Source organism: Halorubrum xinjiangense, from assembly GCF_900102375.1.
GTDB classification, from domain to species: Archaea; Halobacteriota; Halobacteria; order Halobacteriales; family Haloferacaceae; genus Halorubrum; species Halorubrum xinjiangense.
In genome coordinates this window covers 1-17203 of record NZ_FNBO01000014.1, presented here as the reverse complement: position 1 = coordinate 17203, position 17203 = coordinate 1, and the positions used below count along the sequence as shown (strand labels likewise).

Annotated in this window: 14 protein-coding genes, 1 tRNA gene and 3 rRNA genes; 8 read left to right on the top strand and 10 right to left on the bottom strand. The window is 65.5% G+C overall.

Features of this window, described 5'->3' with window-relative positions; all coding sequences use genetic code 11:
* Nucleotides 1-3: 3 nt before the first annotated feature.
* Nucleotides 4-1032, top strand: coding sequence for a sodium:calcium antiporter (locus tag F3H13_RS13820; protein WP_149799590.1), 1029 nt, complete (start codon nucleotides 4-6; stop codon nucleotides 1030-1032).
* 69 nt (nucleotides 1033-1101) lie between these two features.
* Here F3H13_RS13820 and F3H13_RS13815 read toward each other — a convergent pair whose 3' ends face one another.
* A complete protein-coding gene (locus F3H13_RS13815) occupies nucleotides 1102-1314 on the bottom strand; it encodes a PLDc N-terminal domain-containing protein (RefSeq protein ID WP_149799589.1) in 213 nt (70 codons plus the stop codon).
* 95 nt (nucleotides 1315-1409) lie between these two features.
* Between F3H13_RS13815 and F3H13_RS13810 the strand changes: the two genes are divergently transcribed.
* The 5 genes from F3H13_RS13810 to F3H13_RS13785 all read left to right on the top strand — a co-directional run bounded on the left by F3H13_RS13810 (nucleotide 1410) and on the right by F3H13_RS13785 (nucleotide 5403).
* Nucleotides 1410-1742: a hypothetical protein gene (locus F3H13_RS13810; RefSeq protein ID WP_149799588.1), complete on the top strand. Its 333-nt coding sequence runs from the start codon at nucleotides 1410-1412 to the stop codon at nucleotides 1740-1742.
* Between the two features lie 86 nt (nucleotides 1743-1828).
* On the top strand, nucleotides 1829-3139 hold the full coding sequence (locus tag F3H13_RS13805; RefSeq protein WP_149799587.1) for a Zn-dependent hydrolase: 1311 nt from the start codon (nucleotides 1829-1831) through the stop codon (nucleotides 3137-3139).
* Nucleotides 3140-3538: 399 nt separating this feature from the next.
* Entirely contained in the window at nucleotides 3539-4603 is a 1065-nt protein-coding gene (locus F3H13_RS13795) for a transcription initiation factor IIB (RefSeq protein WP_149799586.1), read from the top strand.
* A 99-nt stretch (nucleotides 4604-4702) separates the two neighbouring features.
* Nucleotides 4703-4882, top strand: coding sequence for a DUF7836 family putative zinc-binding protein (locus F3H13_RS13790; protein ID WP_017343474.1), 180 nt, complete (start codon nucleotides 4703-4705; stop codon nucleotides 4880-4882).
* Nucleotides 4883-5169: 287 nt separating this feature from the next.
* Nucleotides 5170-5403: a UPF0058 family protein gene (locus F3H13_RS13785; RefSeq protein ID WP_004598519.1), complete on the top strand. Its 234-nt coding sequence runs from the start codon at nucleotides 5170-5172 to the stop codon at nucleotides 5401-5403.
* A gap of 95 nt (nucleotides 5404-5498) precedes the next feature.
* Here the strand turns inward: F3H13_RS13785 and F3H13_RS13780 are convergent, their stop codons facing one another.
* Together F3H13_RS13780 and F3H13_RS13775 are read right to left on the bottom strand one after the other, a co-directional pair.
* A complete protein-coding gene (locus tag F3H13_RS13780) occupies nucleotides 5499-5963 on the bottom strand; it encodes a DUF555 domain-containing protein (RefSeq protein ID WP_149799585.1) in 465 nt (154 codons plus the stop codon).
* A 164-nt stretch (nucleotides 5964-6127) separates the two neighbouring features.
* Entirely contained in the window at nucleotides 6128-7054 is a 927-nt protein-coding gene (locus F3H13_RS13775; RefSeq protein ID WP_149799584.1) for a DNA-3-methyladenine glycosylase family protein, read from the bottom strand.
* Nucleotides 7055-7147: 93 nt separating this feature from the next.
* Here F3H13_RS13775 and F3H13_RS13770 point away from each other — a divergent pair, with 93 nt between their 5' ends.
* A complete protein-coding gene (locus F3H13_RS13770; RefSeq protein ID WP_149799583.1) occupies nucleotides 7148-7648 on the top strand; it encodes an SRPBCC family protein in 501 nt (166 codons plus the stop codon).
* Between the two features lie 59 nt (nucleotides 7649-7707).
* Here F3H13_RS13770 and F3H13_RS13765 read toward each other — a convergent pair whose 3' ends face one another.
* Complete coding sequence (locus F3H13_RS13765; protein ID WP_149799582.1) at nucleotides 7708-9282, bottom strand: sensor histidine kinase; 1575 nt, start codon at nucleotides 9280-9282, stop codon at nucleotides 7708-7710.
* 60 nt (nucleotides 9283-9342) lie between these two features.
* Nucleotides 9343-10230 (bottom strand): DMT family transporter, encoded by an 888-nt coding sequence (locus F3H13_RS13760; RefSeq protein WP_149799581.1) that lies wholly within the window; start codon nucleotides 10228-10230, stop codon nucleotides 9343-9345.
* A 139-nt stretch (nucleotides 10231-10369) separates the two neighbouring features.
* Between F3H13_RS13760 and F3H13_RS13755 the strand changes: the two genes are divergently transcribed.
* Nucleotides 10370-10672 (top strand): hypothetical protein, encoded by a 303-nt coding sequence (locus F3H13_RS13755; protein ID WP_149799580.1) that lies wholly within the window; start codon nucleotides 10370-10372, stop codon nucleotides 10670-10672.
* Between the two features lie 27 nt (nucleotides 10673-10699).
* Here F3H13_RS13755 and F3H13_RS13750 read toward each other — a convergent pair whose 3' ends face one another.
* The 5 genes from F3H13_RS13750 to F3H13_RS13730 all read right to left on the bottom strand — a co-directional run bounded on the left by F3H13_RS13750 (nucleotide 10700) and on the right by F3H13_RS13730 (nucleotide 17019).
* Nucleotides 10700-11545: a hypothetical protein gene (locus tag F3H13_RS13750; protein ID WP_223174429.1), complete on the bottom strand. Its 846-nt coding sequence runs from the start codon at nucleotides 11543-11545 to the stop codon at nucleotides 10700-10702.
* Nucleotides 11546-11852: 307 nt separating this feature from the next.
* Nucleotides 11853-11974, bottom strand: a 5S ribosomal RNA gene (gene rrf / locus F3H13_RS13745).
* Between the two features lie 157 nt (nucleotides 11975-12131).
* Nucleotides 12132-15043: ribosomal RNA gene (locus F3H13_RS13740) — 23S ribosomal RNA — on the bottom strand.
* A gap of 271 nt (nucleotides 15044-15314) precedes the next feature.
* Nucleotides 15315-15386, bottom strand: a tRNA-Ala gene (locus F3H13_RS13735).
* A gap of 163 nt (nucleotides 15387-15549) precedes the next feature.
* A 16S ribosomal RNA gene (locus F3H13_RS13730) occupies nucleotides 15550-17019 on the bottom strand.
* Together the 16S, 23S and 5S rRNA genes with 1 tRNA gene alongside form the textbook arrangement of a ribosomal RNA operon.
* Nucleotides 17020-17203: the final 184 nt, after the last annotated feature.

Below are 17203 nucleotides of genomic sequence, written 5' to 3'. Positions count from 1 at the left end.
CCCGTGACGGGAGTCCTCCCGGACGCGCCGATCGTCCACGTCCTCGTGATCGCCGCGGCGACGGGGCTCATCTGGCTCGGAAGCGGCTGGTTGGAGGCGGCGGCCGAATCGCTCTCCGGGTACTACGGGCTCCCGGCCGTGGTCCAGGGGTCGATCGTCGTCGCGGTCGGGTCGAGCTTCCCGGAGCTGGTGAGCGTGCTCGTCACCGCCCTCACCGGCGTCTTCGACATGGGAGTCGGCGCGCTCGTCGGGTCGGCCATCTTCAACGTCCTCGTGATCCCCGCAGCGTCCGGACTCGGCGGCGACGGCGAGCTGGAGGCCAACCGGGCGATCGTGTACAAGGAGGCGCAGTTCTACATGCTCGCGGTGTCGGCGCTGGTCGTGACGTTCGCGCTCGCGGTCATCTACTTCCCGGTCTCGACGGACCCGATCGTCGGGACGATGAACCGCTCCCTCGCGGTCATCCCGCTCGCGCTGTACGGGCTCTACCTCTTCATCCAGTACGAGGACGTCGGCGACGCCGAGATCGAGCGCGTGCGCGACGGGGTCGACGTCCGCCGTGAGTGGGCGAGGCTGGCGGCCGGGCTCGGGCTCATCGTCATCACCGTCGAGCGGCTCGTGGCGTCGGTGGAGTCGCTCGGCGTCACCTTCGGGATCCCCGAGTTTCTCGCCGGCGTCACAGTGGTCGCGGCCGCGACGAGCGTGCCGGACGCGCTGGTGAGCGTCCGGACCGCGCGCGAGAACCGCGGTGCGACCAGCCTCGGCAACGTCCTCGGGTCGAACACCTTCGACCTGCTCGTCGCGATCCCGCTCGGCGTGCTGATCGTCGGCGAGGTCGCCGTGAACTTCTCGACGGCGGTGCCGATGCTCGGCGTGTTGACGGGCGCGACCGTCCTGCTTTTCGTGACGCTCCGGACGAGCCTCGCGCTCACCGACCGCGAGTCGTACGCGCTGCTCGCGGCCTACGGGCTGTTCGTCGCGTGGGTCGTCGCCGAGACCGTCGGGGCGACGAGCGTTCTCAGAGGCGTGTAGCCGGTGCGAGCGCGGCTCACCCTCCGAGGCCGTCACCGCCGGTGACCTGTCGCCCGCGGCGACGGAGCCTTAGTAGGAGTCCCGACCGATGATGAGGTACAGGAGCAGCCCGAGGATCGGCGCGAAGAACACCACGAGCGCCCAGAGGATCGGCGGGTGGTCGCTTCGCGACTGCGCGTCCGAGTACGTCCACACGATCATCGCGAGGTGGACGATGAGGAAGAGGAGGCTGATCAGGAGGGCGATTCCGGCGGCCGCGCCTTGGAGGAGCAACGGGGACATGCCGGCCGAAACGAGGACGCCCGCCGACAAGTGTTTTCGGATCCACGATGGCCGCTCGGCGAAACCGATTTTCGCGCCGAGTGCGAACGCAGCCCATGGCGAATGCGGTGCGCGCGGTCGGCGCCGCGGTCGAGTGTCTCGGCGGCGCCGTCCTGCTCGCGCTGTCGCGGGCCATCGACGGAGGGGTACGAGCGAGACCGCTCGCGGTGGGATTCGCCGTCGGGTACCTCTATCGGCACTCGCGGGCGGTCGCGGGCTGTCGGCGGTTCCGGAGCGGGCCGGGGCGGAGCGCCGGCGTCGCGCTGGCGTGGGCGGCGCTCGGGGTCGCGGTCGACCGGTCCGTCGACGACCCCGCGGCGAGCCGATCGTTCGCGGCCGGCCTCGGGCTCGGGTCGGCGGGCTACTGGCTCGCGCGGCGCGGGGAGTGACCGGGACGGCGCGGTGGGGATCCGGGCGGCGCCGAGCGCCCCGCCGGAGCCCGAACCGTTTTGATCCCGCGGCGCCCGGCTCCGGTATGAAGCTCCCAGTCGACGCGGACCGGCTCCGCGCGGACATCGAGGCGAACGCGGCGTTCGGCCGCGTCGAGACGGACGATCCGGCGGCGCACGCCCGAACGAATCGGACGGGGACCGAGGCGAACCGCCGCGCCAGGGACCGACTCGTCGAGCGGCTCCGCGACGCCGATCTCGACGTGACGGTCGACGCCGTCGGGAACGTCTTCGGGACGTGGACCCCAGAGAGCGCCGACCCGGACGCGGCGCCGGTCGTTTCCGGCAGCCACCTCGACAGCGTCCCCGAGGGCGGGATCTTCGACGGCCCGCTCGGCGTCTACGCCGCGCTGGAGGCGGTCCGCGCGATGCGCGACGACGGCTTCGAGCCCGACCGGCCGGTCGGCGTCGTCAGCTTCACCGAAGAGGAGGGCGGCACGTTCGGTAACGGGCTGCTGGGCTCGACGGTCGCGACCGGAGAGTCGACGCTCGACGAGGCGCTCGCGCTGTCGAACGCGGAGGGGGAGACGCTCGGCGAGGCGCTCGATCGGATCGGCTACCGCGGGGGAAGCGCGGTCGACGCCGCCATGCCGACCGACGCCGACAGCGCCCCGGCGACGATCGACCCCGCGTCGTGGGCGGCGTTCTACGAGCTCCACGTCGAGCAGGACACGACGCTCGAGGACGCGGGCGCCGCGGCGGGCGTCGTGACGACGATCACCGGGATCACCCACTGCGAGGCGACGATCGAGGGCGAGGCGAACCACGCGGGCGCGACCGCGATGGGCGAGCGGACGGACGCGCTCGCGGCCGCGAGCGAGTTCGTGTTAGACGTGGAGGCCGCCGCGAACGAGGTCGTGGCGTCCTCCTCGCCCTCCGCGGTCGGCACCGTCGGGTCGCTGTCGGTCGAGCCGAACGCGACGAACGTGGTCCCCGGGCGCGTGGAGGCGGGCGTGGACGTCCGCGACGTCGAGGCCGAGTCGATGGAGACGATCGTCGACGCGGCGCGCGACTCGCTCGCGCGGTTGGAGCGCGAGCGGGGCGTCGAGACGGCGTTCGAGCGCCCGTTCGACGTCGCGCCGACGCCGATGAGCGACCGCCTCCGCGAGGCCGCCCACGACGCCGCCGACGCCGCCGGGCGCGAGGCGATCGATCTCCACTCGGGGGCCGCCCACGACGCGATGCGGGTCGCGCGCGTCACGGACGCGTCGCTGCTTTTCGCCCCCTCGCGCGACGGGATTTCGCACAACCCCCGCGAGTGGACCGACTGGGCGGACTGCGCCGCCGCGACCGAGGTGTTAGCGGGAGCGATCGCGCGCGTCGCGGCCAGCGCGTGAAGAACTGACCGGACGAGCGGATCGTAAAGCGGTTCAACAAGAATCCGAACAGGGTCGCGTTCCCGGTGAGACGAAACCGGTGAGGGAGTGCCGACCGTGAGTTGACGACCGCCTTCGACCGCGAGTCGCCGGCCACCCCAAACCGCGAGCGGGTCCCGTCCCCTCGGGGCGGCCCTGAGAGTGAAGTATATATACTGTCGTGCGACGAATCCCTCGAATCCTCACCGACACGGCCGCGGCGGCGAGTCGGCGGAAACCGCGCCTCAGGTGGTTTCAGTCGGTATTCACCGCGCATGTCCGTAGGTAGATTTATATACTCTCGCAACTAACTATACGTTAACAGACTGGCGATTCGCGGACCTCGCTGTATTTTCGTCGGGGGATCGTCGGAGCAAGCCCATGACAGAGACAGACACCTACAGCGACGGCGGCACGGAACGAGAGAGACTCGCGGACGCCAACGGCGCGTCCGGAGGCGGTGAGCGAACGCGGACCAGATCAGACACCGCAGCCGAGGAGTCGGCGGACGCCCGAGAGCAGACGGCGAGCGAGCGCGACCGCGAGCGGACCACGACCTGTCCCGAGTGCGGCGGCCGGCTCGCGACGGACACCGAACACGGCGAGACGGTCTGTAGCGACTGCGGGCTCGTCGTCGAGGAGGACTCGGTCGACCGCGGGCCGGAGTGGCGCGCGTTCAACTCCGGCGAGCGGGACAGCAAGTCGCGCGTCGGCGCCCCGACGACGAACATGATGCACGACAAGGGGCTCTCGACGAACATCGGGTGGCAGGACAAAGACGCCTACGGCAAGTCGCTTTCGGGGCGACAGCGACGCCGGATGCAGCGGCTGCGCACGTGGAACGAGCGGTTCCGCACCCGTGACTCGAAGGAGCGCAACCTCAAGCAGGCGCTCGGCGAGATCGATCGGATGGCCTCGGCGCTCGGCCTCCCGGATAACGTCCGCGAAACCGCCTCCGTCATCTACCGCCGCGCGCTGAGCGAGAACCTCCTCCCCGGGCGATCCATCGAGGGCGTCGGGACCGCGGCGCTGTACGCCGCGGCTCGGCAGGTGGGGAACCCCCGGAGCCTCGACGAGTTCACGGCGGTCTCTCGGGTGGAGAAGATGGAGCTCACCCGGACGTACCGCTACGTTATCCGCGAACTCGGACTCCGCGTCCAGCCCGCGGACCCGACGAGCTACGTCCCGCGGTTCGTCTCGCGGCTCGACCTCTCGGAGGAGACCGAGCGGCGCGCCCGCGAACTGCTCGACGACGCCGCGAACGCGGGGATCACGAGCGGCAAGTCGCCGGTCGGCCTCGCCGCCGCCGCGGTCTACGCCGCGGCGCTGCTGTCGAACGAGAAGGTGACCCAGAGCCAGGTCAGCGGCGTCGCCGACGTCTCGGAGGTCACCATCCGGAACCGGTATAAGGAGCTGCTCGAGGCGAGCGGCACGGTAAGCGCCTGAGACGCCGGCGAGGGCCGGTTCGACGCTCGTGACGAACGCCTCGGCGGTCGACCCCCACCGTCACTTACGTTTTTAACGCCGCCGGCTGTAGGAGAGGACATGGTTGACGCGTTCGTTAGGCTCGTCTGTCCGGAGTGCGGCAAGGAGTGGCAGGACAACCCCGCCGACCTTCAGGATCTCCGGTCTAACTTCAGCTGTTCGGCGTGTCACGCGACGCGCCGCCTGACCGAGTTCATGCGAACGGAGCGCGACCTTGAGGCCGTCAAGCAGTTCCAGTGAGATCCTCTCCGCCGCATTCCTGAACGACCACCCGGTCCCCCTCCCGAACGACCACCCGGTCCCCCTCCCGAACAACTACCCGACTTCCCTCCCGAACGTCCACGCCCCGACCGTACAGCGACCGCTGTCGCTCGTCGTTCGCGGGCCGCCGAAGACGGGCGAAACCGATTCTTAACGATTTATCGAGAACGCACTTCTCCGCCCCGCTACTCGCGAAATACGCGAATAGTGTGGTAACGTGGCTCAAGATAATAATATAAACCTCCGGTAGCAAAGGACTGGTACTCATGAAGAAGCAGGAGCTCATCCATCTTCACGGTCTCCTCGCAGAGGTACGAAAACAGTGCGAGTTCTGGGACGACGACGTCGACCTCGAAGCCTACGAGGAACTGGGCGTGAAGCCGACATCGATTCACAAATCGAAGACCGACCACAAAGCGGCCGTTTTCAAGCTGACAGAGGGAATCACTGAGCCGATGGAGTCGTCCGAATCGGAGCCGCTGGCCCCGACGGCCGACTGAGACGTTTACTGCGCGCTACTCCTCGCCGACCGTACCAAACGCCGGCCAGCGTCACGGACAGCTCCTGAGCGCCAACGGACGACGGCGACCGGTGTTCAGGACTCGCCGCCCGCCTCGTCGCCGTGAGCACCAGATTCGGGAGCGTCGGGGTCCGTCTCGGAGGTCTCCTCCCCGGCTGGGGGCTCCTTCGCGGCCGCGGGTTCCCCCGTGCGGTCGCTCTCCGCCGAATCGATCTCGGTGACAGAAAGCACCTTCAGCGGGATGTTTCGGAGCCGCTGTCCGATCTCCTTGCGCGCGACGCGGCTGGCGTGTTCGCCTCGGTCGACGTTGAACACGTCCATTCGAAGCTCCAAGGCGACGAGCGCCTCGTCGGCCGCGACGAACGCCGGGTCGAGCTGTTCGCCGCTCGGCGACGTCCGCGTCCCGGTGTCGATCTCGACATAGTTGAGGTCCGGGTTGAGCATCTCACCGGTCTTCGAGATGGCGATACGGACCGCTTCGTCGGCGGTGTCCACGTCGTACACCGGAACCGCTGCCTCGACGACGACTCGGCAGTCCATCACGACCGAGAGTACCACGCGAACGAGTATCAAACTTCGGCTGCGGCCGACGGTCGGGAAGGCGGGAGTCAAACCGGTCGGCTCTCGGGGGACGAAGCGGTCGATTCTTGACACCGGAGCCGCCGCCTCTCAGCTCCGAAGGGCCGGCCCCCGGGGATTCCCGATCACTCGCCGCCGGCGCGGAGGTAGTAAAACACGTACGTCTGCGCGTAGCCGGCGAACTCGCCGCCAAAGCGCTCGCGGATCGCCTCCGAGGTCGCGGCGTAGCTCCCCCGGTCGCAGTCGGGGTAGTACTTCTCGATCGTGGTGCGGATCCAGGTGTCGAGCGGGACCGCTTCGAGGAACCCCAGCGAGAACAGCAGCACGCAGTCGGCGACCTTGTCACCGACGCCGACGAACCGCGTGAGCGACTCGCGCGCCTCCTCGTAGGGGAGGTCGGCCGCTTCCAGCGGGTCCGCCTCGCCGCTCGCGACCATCTCCGCCGTCCGTTGGACGTACGGCGCGCGGTACCCCAAAGAGAGGTCGCGGAGTTCGTCCTCGGTGCGCGCGGCCAGCTGCTCGGATGTGGGGAACGACCGGTACGTCTCGTCGCCGAGCGCGACAGCGTCGCCGTACGTCTCCCGGAGCCGCCGCTGCATCCCGTGTATCCTCGCGACCCGCATCTGCGCCGAACAGATGAAAGAGATCAGACAGGGGAAGACGGGATCGCGGGTCAACCGCATTCCCTCGTAGGCGTCGTACGCCCGTTCTAAGAGGGGGAGGTCCGGCGTGGCGTCCAGGATCGCGTCCAGGTCGTCGTCGAGCCGGAGCAGGTGCGTCAACAGCGGCTCGGCGTCCGTCGACGCCTCCCAGCGGAGCGTGCCGTCGTGGACGCCACCCTGTTGTCGGACTCTGACCGCGACGCGCTCGTCGGTCACGCCGAGGATCGGATCGACGACGGTCTCGTACCACGCGTCGCCGCCGTGAGCGTGGAGCTCGGCGTACGTCTCGCCGTCCGCGCGGTTCCAGAGGTAGCTCTGGCCGCTCTCGAGGGTCGCCTGAAGGTCGAACGGTCCAGCCAGGTCGCCGACGTCGATCGCCCCGCGTTCCATCGTCTTCGGTCAGGGCTCGCGCGGGCATGGCGGTTTCGGTCCCCGAACCGCCGCCGAGGACGGGTTTTTGTCCGCGCGACTCGTATCCCGCCTATGCCGACGTACAGGCGGACGACTCGGGTACCGGCCCCGATCAAAGACGTGTGGGAGTTTCACTCCACGGTCGACGGACTGCGAGAACTCACTCCGGACTGGATGCGTCTCCGTGTCGGTGACGTCAAAGGCCCGGACGGCTCGCTCGACCCCGAGGTCCTCGTCGCCGGGTCGGAGATAGAGATGTCGATCCGACCGTTCGGGGCCGGACCGCGACAGCGGTGGACGTCGCGGATCGTCGAGCGCGAGCCCGAGGGGACGACCTCTCCTGAGCGCTCCGCCCGGTTCGTCGACGAGATGGAAGGCGGTCCGTTCCGACGGTGGGAACACACCCACGCGTTCTACGCCGACGGCGACGAGACGCTCCTCGTGGACACGGTCGCCTACCGGCTGCCGCTCGGCCCGCTCGGTGACGCGGTCGGCCCGATGGCGAAGGTCGGGTTCGAGGGGATGTTCCGCGACCGGCACCGCCGGACGGTCGATCGGTTCTCCGAGAACTGACCGCCCGCGACGAGCGGTTCTCCGAAGGTTGATCGCCCGACGGCGAGCGGGGGGAACCGCTACGGCGACGCCATCGGCGTCGCGTCCGCGCCAAACGTGAGTTCGAAGACGGCGCCGTCGTCGTTCCGGGCCTCGATGTTCCACTCGTGTGCGTCGACGATCCGGTCGACGATCGCCAGTCCGATGCCGGAGCTGTCGGCCGAGGAAACGCCGGAGTCGAAGACCCTGTCGGCGAGTTCGACCGGGATCCCGGGCCCGTCGTCCGCGACGTACATCCCGCCGCCGCCGTCCGCGGCGAGCGGCCCGATCTCTATCGCGACGTCGTGACCGCCGTGGTCGATCGCGTTCCGGAAGAGATTCTCCAGCGCCTGCCGCAGCCGACCCGGGTCAGCCTCAACGTGACCAACGTCGCCCGCAATCGTGAGCGTCGCGTCGGGGGCGCGCACCGACTCCCAGGCGTCCTCCGCGACGGCCGCAATCGGCACCGACTCGGTCTCGCCGATCGCCTCGCCGCGCCGCGCGAGCATGAGGAGATCGTCGATCAGCGTCTCCATGCGGTCGACTGCGCCGCTCATGGCGTCGTACCGCGACGGCGTGAGTTCGTCCTCGGAGAGGGAGAGGTATCCCGAGAGCACGTTCAGCGGATTCCTGAGATCGTGGGAGACGACCGCGCTGAACTGTTCGAGCTGATCCGCCTGCCGCCGGAGCGCCGTTCGGCGATCGTTGCGCGCGATCGTGTGCGCGATCAGATCGCCGAGAGTGCGGTACAGATCGACCTCGTCGTCCGTCCAGACGCGGGGGGCATCGGACTCGAACGCGACGATCCCGCTCAGCTCCCAGTCGACGACGAGCGGGACGTGAACCGTCGCCGGCGGGTCCGCGTTCTCCGCCCTGTCGCCACCGCCGTCAGTGCTCTCGTCCGAAGCCGCGGGGCTGGCGACGTTGCCGAACGTCGACAGCCGCTCCGGCTCGGGGAACTCCTCAAACGCTCTCGGCGTCGGCTCGGATCCGTCGGGACACCAGCCGTACTCTGGGACGAACTCCCCGCCGGCCTCCCGATAACAGACGATCCGATCGAGCTCGGCGTGTTCGCCGACGTTCTCTATCGTCCACTCGATCTTCGTCTGGACCTCGTCCGTGCGCGTGCTCATAAGCGTCGTTCCGGCGTCGAGCAACACGTCGGCGAGGCGAGCGACGTCGTCGCTGCCGAGCCTGACACAGTCAGGAGCCAGCCGACTCTCGAGGCGCTCGGCGAGCGGGTCGGACGCGTCGGTCTCGTCGGAGTTCGATCCCCAGTCGTCGGTCGCGACCACGTCGTCCACGTCCGCCGCCAGCAGGGATCGGAGCGTCCTCGTCGTCGCATCCTCGACGAGCGCGATCACGGGGACGTTCGACGGGAGCGCCGCGAGCCGCTCCGTCACCGCGCCATTGGCCGTCGCCGCGGCGGTGACGACGACGCCGCACGCGACGCTCAGCGGGTCCTCGCCGTCTCGATCACCGTCCAGATCCGCCGCGGCGAACGTGCGGAGTTCCGGCCCGTTCGGGCCGCCCCAGACGGCGTCGACCGCGCGGGACACGCGTTCGCTCGCGCTCGCGTCATCGCTCACGAACGCAACGACCGTTCGCCGGTTCATACCGCTTCAATCCCTTCGACTGGCTTCAATCTTCACCGCAAAATATCGGCACTGAAAACGCTACGTCGGAGCCGCCGTCGCGGTGACGTAGATGCCCGCGAGGACGACACACCCGCCGGCGACGGTCACTGGCGTCGGCGCCTCCGAGAGCAACGCGAACGCGAGCAGCGTCGCGCCGACCGGCTCGCCGAGCAGCGAGACGGAGACGACGCTCGACTCGAGATGCGCGAGCGCCCAGTTGAGAACGGTGTGACCGAGCAGCCCCGGCCCGACCGCGAGCCCGGCGAACAGAAGCCACTCCCGGGCGGGGTATCCCGTGAGCGGGTGTCCCGCGGCGATGACAAACACGAGTAAAACGGCCACGCAGACGCCATACACGACGGTGACGTAGGGGATAAGCGAGATCCGCTGCCGCAGTGAACGACCTGCCAACACGTAGCCCGCGGCGGCGACGGCGCCCGTCAGCGCCAGCGCGTTCCCGTACAGCGGGCGCGGACCGACCGCCACGCCGCCGAGGAGATCCCCGAGCGACATCGACGCCATCCCGCCGACGGCGACCGCGATACCCGCGGCCATGCGACGCGTGACCCGTTCGCGCAACAGCAGCCACGCGCCGACCGCGACGAACACCGGTTGCGCTTGGACGAGCGTCACGCTCGCCGCGACGCTCGTCCACCGGAGGCTCTCGAACCAGGCAGCGAAGTGGACCGCGAGCGCGACCCCGGAGAGCACCGCAAACGCGAGGTCGTGGGTCCGGATCCGCGCGAACTCCCCGCGGTACCGCCACGCCGCAACCGTAGCCAGCGGCAGAGTCGTGAACAGCACCCGGTAGAACGCGGCGACCGAACTCGGCGCGTCGCTCAGGCGCACGAGAATCGCACCCGCGCTCACCGCGACGACCGCGAGCGCTAGCCCCCATTTCGGCGACACCGCTGGCTTCGGACTCATCGGGTACTCGCGGTCGTTCGCGCGGCGAGCGCTTACCGGTTTCGAGAGCCGACCGGTCGACACGGCGAGAGACCCTCACAGCGCGCGGCCGACGGACGGCGCCGACGGAGATTTCACTCCCCGACGCGAACGAGCGCTCATGTGTGCGGACACGTTCGGCGTCGGCATCCGCGTCGCCGAGACGGAACTCCGCGTCGTCGTCGGCGTTCCCTCCGACATCGACGCCGGATGGACCGACCCCGAGACGTTTCAGTCGCTCGTCACGGAGGCCGTGTGGGAGCGGCTCGACCGACGCCCGACGCTGGAGGCCATCGCCGCGCGGTACGACACCGGCGAGACCGCGGCCCTCGGGAGCGTGACGCTGGAGCCGGACGGCACCGTCGTGGAGGCCGACCTCAAACGTATCGGGGAGACCGACGATCGACCCGACACCGGGGGCTAGCGGGCCGATTTCGACAGGACGTCGGACTCAGTCGTCCGAAATGCTTGCCGCGAGGGCCGCGCCGACGGCCAACGTCCGGTCCGGCCGGTAGACAGTGAGATCGTATCGGGTCGGGCCGACGGTGTTTCCCCACGTGTCCAGCGCGCCGAGCGTGACCAGCCCCGACAGGGTCGCCCCCAGCGTTCGCGGCGTCGTCTCCGGATCAACCAGCGCGGCGTGGATCTGCTTCGACTGCGGGTAGTTGCGGTCGCACGCCTCGATACCGCGCTTGGCCTCGGCCCAGTGCCGACGGACGTACCCAAAGGTCGTTGGATCCTCCCCGGAGAGCTGCTCGACCGCCGACGCTGCGTCCGCGTCCACACCGACCACGGAGTCCACGCGGGCGCCGACTCGCGACAGCAACTCCTCCGACCCCTCGAACGAACATCCCATCGAGATATCATCAGCTCGCCCCCGAAAGCGTTCGAAGAGACGGTCGACGAACGTCATCGCCGAGTCGACCCCCTCCCGAACGGCGAGAGGTTCAAGATCGTCGACGATGACGTCGACCGTCCCCGAGGGGGCACCCTCGAAATGGTCAGCGACGGCGTCGAGAATATGCTCCCTTTCGGCGGCACGACCGAGGACCGTGTACGCAAGCCCGTTGTTCGGCATCATCTGCGTCGACGAGACAGCCCCGCTGCGAACGATGTCGTTCACGTCTACTACCGCCTCGCGGTCCGGCGCTCCCGCGGGCGTTCGGTCCCAACCGCGACGCCACGACTCAACGTCGGTCCCGAACAACACGGACACAACACGGTCGGCGGCGACTCCGTCGCGAACCGATGAGCGGCCCCCACAGACGAGTCGTGTCGTGTCGTCCGGTCCTCCCATGATACGTTAGGTTCAGCGACAAAAGTGATAAACTTACGGATGAAGCTATTAGTACTGATACGTCCCTTGGCGAGACGATCACCGGCTGACCGTTTGTGAGGTGGGATGGGTATCCACAACTGAACCAGCGGTGACACGGACCGAGTCGGCGCTACTCAGCAGGGTTGCGAATACCGGCGCTGGTGGATTCGCGGACAGTAGTTACTCATGATATTTGTTTCCCGAGCCTGGGGGCTCGGCGTACATGAAAAAAAGCCCACGGACGCGCTGTCCGTGGGCTGGATGGGAGTTGGCTCCCGTATGAGTGGGCAGGCGGCGACTCGTGGTTCCCAGAGGATCGCTCACTCCAGTACTTCACGATACGCTGGTGGGCTTAACTTCCGTGTTCGGAATGGGTACGGGTGTTCCCCCACCGCTCTGGCCGCCTTTACGCCGACTCTCGGAGTCGAACCGAGACTCTCTTCGAACCGTCACTCGTGACGGACGAAGCGAGACGCCTGTGTCGGTCTGGTTCGATACCAACCGTGTAAATCGTGCGATCCAGATACCGCCTGAACTCATGCGAGTCGTGGCGCGTCAGCGCCAATGAATGTGGCTCGGTCTGTTAGTGCTCGTGGGCTTAACACCTCGTTGCCTCGGTGCGTACACCCCGAGTCTATCGAACTCGTCTTCTACGAGTGACCTCTGTGGTACCTCTTTTCCATGTGGGTTTCGAGCTTAGATGCGTTCAGCTCTTACCCCGTGTCGCGTGGCTACTCGGCATCTGCCCTCTCGGACAACCGATACACCAGTGGCGACCAAACGTAGTTCCTCTCGTACTATACGTTCGTTCACGTCAGGTACCTCACACCCCCAATAGATAGCAGCCGACCTGTCTCACGACGGTCTAAACCCAGCTCACGACCTCCTTTAATAGGCGAACAACCTCACCCTTGCCCGCGTCTGCACGGGCAGGATGGAGGGAACCGACATCGAGGTAGCAAGCCACTCGGTCGATATGTGCTCTTGCGAGTGACGACTCTGTTATCCCTAAGGTAGCTTTTCTGTCATCTACGGGTCCCATTCCGGAACCTCGTAGGTTCGCTAGACCACGCTTTCGCGTCAGCGTTCCTCGTTGGGAAGAACACTGTCAGACCATCTTTTGCTCTTGCGCTCTTCGCCGGATTCCCGACCCGGCTGAGATGATCTTCGGGCGCGCTCGATATCTTTTCGAGCGCGTACCGCCCCAGTCAAACTGCCCGGCTACCGGTGTACTCCTCCCGGAGTGAGAGTCGCAGTCACCGACGGGTAGTATTTCAATGCTGTCTCGGTGGCGTGCTGGCGCACGTACCTGTGTAACGACTCCTACCTATGCTGCACATCGGCGACCACGTCTCAGCGACAGCCTGCAGTAAAGCTCTATAGGGTCTTCGCTTCCCCTTGGGGGTCTCCAGACTCCGCACTGGAACGTACAGTTCACCGGGTCCAACGTTGGGACAGTGGCGCTCTCGTTTATCCATTCATGCAAGCCGCTACTGAAGCGGCAAGGTACTACGCTACCTTAAGAGGGTCATAGTTACCCCCGCCGTTGACGGGTCCTTCGTCCTCTTGTACGAGGTGTTCAGATACCCGCACTGGGCAGGATTCAGTGACCGTACGAGTCCTTGCGGATTTGCGGTCACCTGTGTTGTTACTAGACAGTCGGAGCGCCCGAGTCACTGCGACCTGCTCCGTCGAGAGCAGGCATCCCTTCTTCCGAAGGTACGGGACTAACTTGCCGAATTCCCTAACGTCGGTTCTCCCGACAGGCCTTGCCTTGCGCTGGCAGAGCACCTGTGTCGGATCTCGGTACGGACATCATGCTTGCCTTTTCACGGGCCCTATGTACGGCTGACTTTCGCTATTTCGCGTTTCGCTCGCTTCGTGCCGTGACGGCGTCCACGAGTTTCCACGATTTGACCGGGCGAGTGCCCGGCTCAGCGTTCCACACGGCGTCGGCGTTTACTGCATAATGGCGCTGGAATATTAACCAGCTTCCCGTCGGTGTAGTCAAGTTGTGGTACACCTTAGGACCGGCTAACCCTCGGCTGAACGGCAGTGCCGAGGAACCCTTGCTCTTCAGGCCGTCGAGGTTCTCACCCGACTATCGCTGCTACTGTGACCAGGATTGTCGTTACTGGACGGTCCACACGAGCTCTCGCCCGGGCTTCCGTCCGACCAGTACGCCAACCTACGCGGTTGCCCTTTCACGGGCACGGCCAGGTCTCGGTGGTAGATTTGAGCCCCGATCATTTTGGGCGCCTCAAACCTCGGCCGGTAAGCTGTTACGCTTTTCTTAGCGGGTAGCTGCTTCTAAGCTCACCTCCCGGCTGTTTAGGGCTTGAGACCACCTTCGAATCGCACTTAATCTACACTTTGGGACCTTAACCCGGCTCTGGGTTGTTCCCCTCACGGTACACAGGCTTACCCCGCGCACCGGACTCCCTTCGTCTGCGGCGCCTGCGGGTTTGGAGTTCGACAGGATGGCCGACTCCTCTCGGAGGCGGGTCATCCAATCGGTAGCTCTACCCCGCGGGCTACCTCGGAAGAGGTCATGCTTCGACATGTTTCGGTTGGAACCAGCTGTTGCCAGGCTCGATGGGCCTTTCACCCCTACACACGAGTCACGAGAGGATATTGTAGAATACCAACTCTAACAGGCCTCCACGTGGCTTTCGCCACGCTTCACCTTGCTCGCGCGTAGATCGCCTGGTTTCGGGTCGCACCCAATTGACTCCCCGCGCTTGAACACGGTGGCCCTCGCAATGCTGCGGCCGTATCGGTTTCCCTGCGCCTTCCCCGGTTCACGGGTTAGACTCGCCAATCAAGTGCACTCCCTGGGTCGTTTTTCAAAACGCACGACACGACGCCGGCTCGTCTCTCTTCCTACTAGAGAATCGCTTCTCGGTCGTTTTGAGAGACGCCTTGTACGCCCTGTCGCTCGATCGCCAGCTGATTTCAGGCCCTATTGCACCGCCCTTTTCGGGGTGCTTTTCAGCGTTCGCTCACGCTACTTGTTCGCTATCGGTCTCGAGGAGTGTTTAGCCTTCTCAGGGGATGCCTGAGATGTTCACAGAGGATATCCGACCCCTGCTACTCTGGATTTGACGCCAACGGTACTGTTCTCTCATACGGGGTTGTCACCCTGTTTCACGCTCCGTTCCAGGAGACTTCTGAGAGAGTGTCGCGTTTTGATTGTCAACCCGAACACCACATTGGTCCGAAGACCTTCGGTTTGGGCTGTGTCGCGTTTACTCGCGGTTACTGACGACATCGCGTTTGCGTTCTTTTCCTGCCCTTACTGAGATGTTTCAATTCAGGGCGTTCCCTATTGCGCGTGGCAATTGTTGAACGGATTCCGATTGGGAGATCTCGTGTTCTTTCCCTCCATGCGGGTCCCACGAGCTTTTCGCAGCTTGGCACGTCCGTCGTCGGCTCTCGAGCCGAGCCATTCACCAGCTGGCACAGTAGCCAGTAGTGTGTCAGCCAACTCTCCGAAGAGAGTGCTGACGGTGTCAAGTGACATAGTGTCACCCGACTGTATATGGTTCACTGACGTTCCACGAACTCGGATGAGTTCAGTGGACGTCTGGATCGCACGTATACACGGTTGTCATTGAATCGCCCCGGGTGTGACGGGGCGTTCGTCGAACCCTTCCCATCCGCGGTTTCCCGGGATGGTGCATCGGTCGTCGTGTTCGAACCGAGTCGCGTCTCCCACTTAAGGGGACGGATTCGGTCCGAACGGACATGGACTCACTGGGATTCGAACCCAGGGCATCCTCCTTGCAAGGGAGGCACTCTACCGCTGAGCTATGAGCCCACCTTCCCTAGCGGGAAGGTCTGGTGTGTGATGTGTGTGAGCCGTGGTCGTTCTAAAGTGTCCAAGCCGGTGGGTGGCGGACGACACAGTCCAATGCGAATGAGTAGTGACCGTCGTGGTGACGGTCGTAAGGTGAGCCTCCCAAAGGGAGGTCTCGGGTCGGTGGAGGTGATCCAGCCGCAGATTCCCCTACGGCTACCTTGTTACGACTTAAGCCCCCTTGCGAAGCCCAGATTCGACGTACGAGGTACGCCTCATCCGGACCTCACTCGGGTGCTTTGACGGGCGGTGTGTGCAAGGAGCAGGGACGTATTCACCGCGCGCTTGTGACACGCGATTACTACCGAATCCAGCTTCATGTGGGCGAGTTGCAGCCCACAATCCGAACTACGATCAGGTTTCTGAGATTACCGTCTCCTTTCGGAGTAGGAACCCTTTGTCCTGACCATTGTAGCCCGCGTGTTGCCCAGCACATTCGGGGCATACTGACCTACCGTTGCCCGTTCCTTCCTCCGTGTTAGCCACGGCGGTCTCCCTACTGTCCCCAGCTACCTCGCGGTACTGCTGGCAAGTAAGGATGCGGGTCTCGCTCGTTGCCTGACTTAACAGGACGCCTCACGGTACGAGCTGACGGCGGCCATGCACCTCCTCTCTGAAACTCGGACAAGGTCATCAACCTGGTCGTCATTATTACAGTCGATGCTGGTGAGATGTCCGGCGTTGAGTCCAATTAAACCGCAGGCTCCTCCGGTTGTAGTGCTCCCCCGCCAATTCCTTTAAGTTTCATCCTTGCGGACGTACTTCCCAGGCGGCCTGCTTAGCGGCTTCCCTACGGCACAGCACCCACTCGTAGTGGGAGCCACACCTAGCAGGCATTGTTTACGGCCAGGACTACCCGGGTATCTAATCCGGTTCGAGACCCTGGCTTTCGTCCCTCACTGTCGGATCCGTTCTCGCGACGTGCTTTCGCCATCGGCGGTCCGTCCAGGATTACGGGATTTCACTCCTACCCCGGACGTACCCGTCGCGCCTTCCGGTCCCAAGCCACGCAGTTTCTACCGGGCGCCCACCTGTTGAGCAGGTGGATTTCCCGATGGACTTGCGCGGCCAGCTACGGACGCTTTAGGCCCAATAAGATCGGCCATCACTTGGGCTGCCGGTATTACCGCGGCGGCTGGCACCGGTCTTGCCCAGCCCTTATTCTGGTACCACCTTACGGTACCGAAAAGCACAGGCGCTATGCCTGTGCACTTGGGATCCCCCTATCGCACTGTCGTGCAGTGTAAAGGTTTCGCGCCTGCTGCGCCCCGTAGGGCCCGGAATCTTGTCTCAGATTCCGTCTCCGGGTTCTCACTCTCATGACCCGTACCGATTATTGGCACGGTGGGCCGTTACCCCACCGTCTACCTAATCGGCCGCAGCCACATCCTTCGGCGCCGGAGCGTTTGGCATACCACTCATTCCAGTGGTGGTATGGTATACACTATTAGCCTCAGTTTCCCGAGGGTATTGTGTTCCGAAGGGTAGTTTGGCCACGTGTTACTGAGCTATTCGCCACGAGTCTGAACTCGTGCGACTAGCATGGCTAAATCGGATCCCAATAGCAATGGCCTCCGGCAGGATCAACCGGAATGAATATCCTTCAGGCCTGATTCCCGGCCTGAAGGGGGTGTTGGCGGGTGTCAACGATGCTGTTGACACACCATTGCATTGGTCTGTGTGGTGTCCGGGCACCCAACGGCTTGGATGGCACCGAACGACCACGGCTCACATCAGATCACCGCTTACGCCGGAGCGCAGGGGGCGTGATCCTCATC